We start from the raw sequence: 4,501 nt of genomic DNA on the forward strand, positions 1-4,501 counted from the left end.
CGCCTGGGGCGGTGCCTGCGGCGCGGCGGCCGCGGGCTCGTCGACGGACACGCCGAAGTCGGTGGCGATGCCCGCCAGCCCGTTGGCGTACCCCTGGCCGACCGCCCGGGCCTTCCAGGCGCCGGAGCGGCGGTAGATCTCGACCACCACGAGGGCGGTCTCGGTGCTCAGGGCGGGCGGGGTGAAGGTCGCCAGGACGGCGCCGCTGTCGGCGTCCCGCACCGTCGCCGTCGGCTCGGTGCCGGCGAAGGTCGCCCCGGGCGCGTCGGGGCTCGCCGTCACGACGATCTTCTCGATGCCGGCGGGCACCGCCACCGTGTCCACCGTGATCGCGTCGGGCGAGGTGCCGCCGCCGGACCGGTAGGTCACACCCGGCCCCGCGGGCTGGTTGTAGAACACGAAGTCGTCGTCGGAGCGCACCTTGCCGTCGGCGGCGATCAGGAGGCCCGACACATCAAGCCGCACGGGCGCGGATACCTCCACTGCCACGCGTGCCGCGGAGAGCGGGATGTTCGAGCCGGGTGTCATTGCGGTCATGTTCCGCTTAACGATCGTTCCGGGTTTACGGTTCCATTACCGAACGGAGTTTTCACGTGTCACGCATCGTGGTCATCAGCGGCGGCGGTACGGGGATCGGCCTGGCCGTCGCGGAGGCCTTCGTCCGCGACGGGGACCAGGTCGTGCTGGTCGGACGGCGGGGGGACGTCCTGGACGGGGCGGTCGCCCGGCTGGGTTCCGGATCGGCCCTGGCGGTCCCGGCGGACCTGACCGACGAGGCGGGGACGGCCGGGGTCCGCGAGCTCGTGGCCGAGCGCTTCGGGCGGGTGGACGTCCTGGTCAACAACGCGGGCGGGAACGTCGCGCTCGGCGGCGGGGAGGCGTCGCTCACCGAGCTGTGGACGGGCAACTTCCGGTCCAACGTGCTGACCGCCGTGCTGCTCACCGAGGCGCTGCGCGACCTGCTGGCCGACGGCGGCCGGGTGCTGCTGCTCAGCTCCATCGCCGCGGTGCGCGGCGGCGGGTCCGGCTCGTACGGCGCCGCCAAGGCCGCCCTGCACCCGTACGCCTACGACCTGGCGGCGGACCTGGGCGGGCGCGGGATCACGGTCAACGTCATCGCGCCCGGCTTCATCGACGACACCGAGTTCTTCGGCGGGCGCATGACGCAGGAGCGGCGCGCGTTCCTCGTCGGCCAGACCCTCACCGGCCGGGTCGGCGTCCCCGAGGACGTCGCCTCGCTCGCCCACTGGCTCGCCTCCCCGGGTGCCGCCCACATCACCGCGCAGATCCACCAGGTGAACGGCGGCGCGGAACGCGGCCGCTGAGGACCGCTGACGCCCGCCGCGGGTCAGTGGGGCCAGAGGGGCGGATGCGTGGTGAAGTGGCCGCCGAGGTGCGCGTGGTCCGGGTTGTCCGGGTCCAGTTCGCCCTGCTCGGCGATGAGCTTGGCCGCGAAGGGCTCGGAGTCGTCGCGCGGCTCGTAGCCCAGTGCCCGCGCGGAGGACAGGTCCCACCACAGCCGGGTGTTGGCGGAGCTGCCGTGGACCACGGTGTGCCCGACGCCCTCGGCGGTGAGGGCGGCGTGCACCAGCCGGGCGCCGTCCTCGGGGCTCATCCAGACCGACAGCATGCGCACCGAGGTCGGCTCCCGGAAGCAGGAGCCGATGCGGATGGAGACGGTCTCCAGGCCGTGCAGGTCCCAGTAGAGCTGGGCGAGGTCCTCGCCGAAGCACTTGGACAGGCCGTAGAAGGTGTCGGGGCGGCGCGGGGTGTCGACCGGGATGAGCGGGTCGTCCCCGACCGGGCGCGGGGTGAAGCCCACGGCGTGGTTGCTGGAGGCGAAGACGATCCGCGGCACGCCCTCCTCGCGGGCGGCCTCGTAGAGGTGGTAGGTGCCCTCGATGTTGGCGCGCAGGATCTTCTCGAAGGGGGCTTCCAGGGAGATGCCCGCGAGGTGGATGATCGCGTCGACCCCGCGTACGGCCTCGCGCAGGGCGGCGCGGTCCGCCAGGTCCGCGGTGATCGCGTCGGGCGCGCCCTCGACGGGCCGCATGTCGAGCAGGCGCAGCCGGTAGCCGTAGGCCGGCAGCAGCTCGCGCATCAAGGTGCCCAGGCCGCCTGCGGCGCCGGTGAGCAGGACGGTGCGGGGAGCGGGCATGCGCGGGTCTCCTCGATCGGACGTCCACGTTCGTGGATGTCATTCATATGCATGGACACGCTAAAGAGAGCTTGTCGAAGCGTCAAGACTCCACCACCTGCGGCTGTCTTTCTTGACCCCTCCTTATGTGCTGCCTTAGCGTAAACGCGTTCATGAATATAGACATCGATCAGATGAGCGCACAGACGCCAGTCTTCAGGGAGAACCCGATGACCGATGCCGCCTCACTCTCCGCGCGCCTCGACGGCCTGCTGTTCTTCCCCGTGACGCCCTTCGGCCCGGACGGCGCCGTTGACCTGGAGGTCTTCCGCGCGCACGTGCGCCGCGGGATCGAGGCCGGAGCCGGGGCGGTCTTCGCGTGCTGCGGCACCGGCGAGTTCCACGCGCTGACGCCCGAGGAGTTCCGCGTCTGCGTCGCCGCGGCCGTCGAGGAGTCCGCGGGCCGGGTCCCCGTCGTCGCCGGCGCCGGCTACGGCACCGCCCTGGCCCTGCAGTTCGCGCGCCTCGCCGAGGAGGCGGGCGCCGACGGACTGCTCGCCATGCCGCCCTACCTCGTCGTCGCCGACCAGGCCGGACTGCTGCGGCACTACGCGGCGCTCGCCGAGGGCACCTCGCTCGACGTCATCGTCTACCAGCGCGACAACGCCGTCCTCACCCCCGCGACCGTCGCCGAACTCGCCCGCATCCCGCGCATCATCGGCCTCAAGGACGGCGTCGGCGACCTCGACCTGATGCAGCGCATCATCAGCGCCGTCCGCAGCACGGTCCCCGACCGCGACTTCCGCTACTTCAACGGCCTCCCCACCGCCGAACTCACCGGCCTCGCCTACCGCGGCATCGGCGTCACGCTCTACTCCTCCGCCGTGTTCTGCTTCGCGCCCGAGATCGCCCTCGCCTTCCACCGCGCCCTGACCGGCGGCGACGACACCACCGTGAACGCCCTCCTCGACGGCTTCTACCGGCCCCTGGTGGAACTGCGCCAGCAGGGCCGCGGCTACGCCGTCTCCCTGGTCAAGGCCGGCGTCCGGCTCCGCGGGCTCGACGTCGGCGAGGTGCGCCCGCCGCTGTCCGAGCCCGCGCCCGCGCACATCAAGGAACTGGCCGAACTCATCGACCGCGGACTCGCCCTGCTCGGCGAGGACTGACGTACGGTGACCCGCGTCAACCCCCACCCCCAGGAGCAGCGTTGAGAGCCTCCACCTTCGTCTACCCGTGGGACGTCGTCGGCGACCCGGAGGCGGCGGACCGCATCGCCGGCCTCGGCGTGCAGCAGGTCACCCTCGCCTCCGCGTACCACTCCACGCGGGCGCTGACCCCACGCCACCCCGGGCACCGTGTCGTCACCGCCCGCCACGCCGCCGTGCTCTACCCGCCGGACGAGCGGCGCTGGGCGGGGCGCTCCCTGCGGCCGTACACCCAGGACTGGGCCGGTGCCGAGGACGCCTACGGCGAGGCCGCCCGGGCCCTGCGGGCGGCCGGACTCGCCGTGCACTCCTGGGTCGTGCTCGCCCACAACTCCCGCCTCGGGGACGAACACCCCCGGGTGAGCGTGCGCAACGCCTACGGCGACCGCTACCCGTGGGCGCCGTGCATCGCCCAGCCGGAGGTGCGCGAGTACCTCGTCACGCTGGCGGCGGAGGCCGCGGTGCGGCCGGGGACCGGGACGGAGGGCACGGAACTGGAGTCCTGCGGCTGGTACGGCCTCGCCCACCTGCACGCCCACGACAAGACGGGCGGCGTGCCGCTGCCCGGGGCGGCGCAGTACCTGATGTCCCTGTGCTTCTGCCCCACGTGCGAGGCGGGGTACACCGCGCTGGGCGCGGACCCGGACGCACTGCGCTCGGCCGTGCGCGACGCCCTGGCACCGGTGTGGGCGGGGGAGTGGACCCCGGGGCCCGAGGAGTGGGCCGACGTCGAGAAGCTGCTCGGGGCGGACCTCGCGGGGCTGACGATGGCGTGGCGGGGCCCCGTCGCGCGGGAGTTGCAGCGGGCGGCGGTGGAGGCGGTACGGGGTGCGGCGGTACGGGCCTCGGCGGGACCGGGGTTCCAGGTGCTGCTGCACGCGGATCCGCACGCCCACCGCTGCGGGGCCAACGTGGGCGTCGACCCGGGGTACGTCCTGGGCCACGCGGACGGGCTCGTGCTGCCCGGGGCCGACCTGGTGGCGGCCTGCGTGCCGCACGCGCGGGCGGGCACCGTGCTGGCCGCCAACTTCCCCGTGGTCGCGGGAATGGGGGGCAGCCCCGGCACGCTGGCCGCGGACGCCTCCCGGGCGGCGGCGGCCGGGGCGACGGAGCTACGGCTCTACCACGCGGGGCTCGCGTCCGCGGGGGACCTGGCGGG

General features: G+C 73.8%; 5 protein-coding genes. 3 read left to right on the plus strand and 2 right to left on the minus strand.

Going from position 1 to position 4,501, the window contains the following annotated elements; all coding sequences use genetic code 11:
• The coding region (locus tag PV350_RS44835; protein WP_500339095.1) for a TerD family protein at positions 1 to 537 on the minus strand (537 nt) is incomplete at its 3' end.
• Positions 538 to 593: 56 nt separating this feature from the next.
• Between PV350_RS44835 and PV350_RS44840 the strand changes: the two genes are divergently transcribed.
• A complete protein-coding gene (locus tag PV350_RS44840; RefSeq protein WP_499511194.1) occupies positions 594 to 1,325 on the plus strand; it encodes an SDR family NAD(P)-dependent oxidoreductase in 732 nt (243 codons plus the stop codon).
• A 23-nt stretch (positions 1,326 to 1,348) separates the two neighbouring features.
• On the opposite strand, the gene PV350_RS44845 is transcribed toward PV350_RS44840, so the two are convergent.
• Positions 1,349 to 2,158, minus strand: a complete 810-nt coding sequence (locus PV350_RS44845; protein ID WP_499511193.1) for an NAD-dependent epimerase/dehydratase family protein — start codon at positions 2,156 to 2,158, stop codon at positions 1,349 to 1,351.
• Positions 2,159 to 2,367: 209 nt separating this feature from the next.
• Here PV350_RS44845 and PV350_RS44850 point away from each other — a divergent pair, with 209 nt between their 5' ends.
• On the plus strand, positions 2,368 to 3,303 hold the full coding sequence (locus tag PV350_RS44850) for a 5-dehydro-4-deoxyglucarate dehydratase (RefSeq protein ID WP_499511192.1): 936 nt from the start codon (positions 2,368 to 2,370) through the stop codon (positions 3,301 to 3,303).
• 41 nt (positions 3,304 to 3,344) lie between these two features.
• Positions 3,345 to 4,501 (plus strand): hypothetical protein (locus PV350_RS44855; protein ID WP_500339096.1); only part of this gene is annotated, 1,157 nt, incomplete at its 3' end.

Source organism: Streptomyces sp. PA03-6a, assembly GCF_033792765.1.
GTDB lineage: Bacteria > Actinomycetota > Actinomycetes > Streptomycetales > Streptomycetaceae > Actinacidiphila.

What these genes read in the sequence shown, in the direction of transcription:
- PV350_RS44845 (WP_499511193.1), bottom strand. Translation starts at nt 2,158, where the DNA reads ATGCCCGCTCCCCGCACCGTCCTGCTCACCGGCGCCGCAGGCGGCCTG.
- PV350_RS44850 (WP_499511192.1), top strand. Translation starts at nt 2,368, where the DNA reads ATGACCGATGCCGCCTCACTCTCCGCGCGCCTCGACGGCCTGCTGTTC.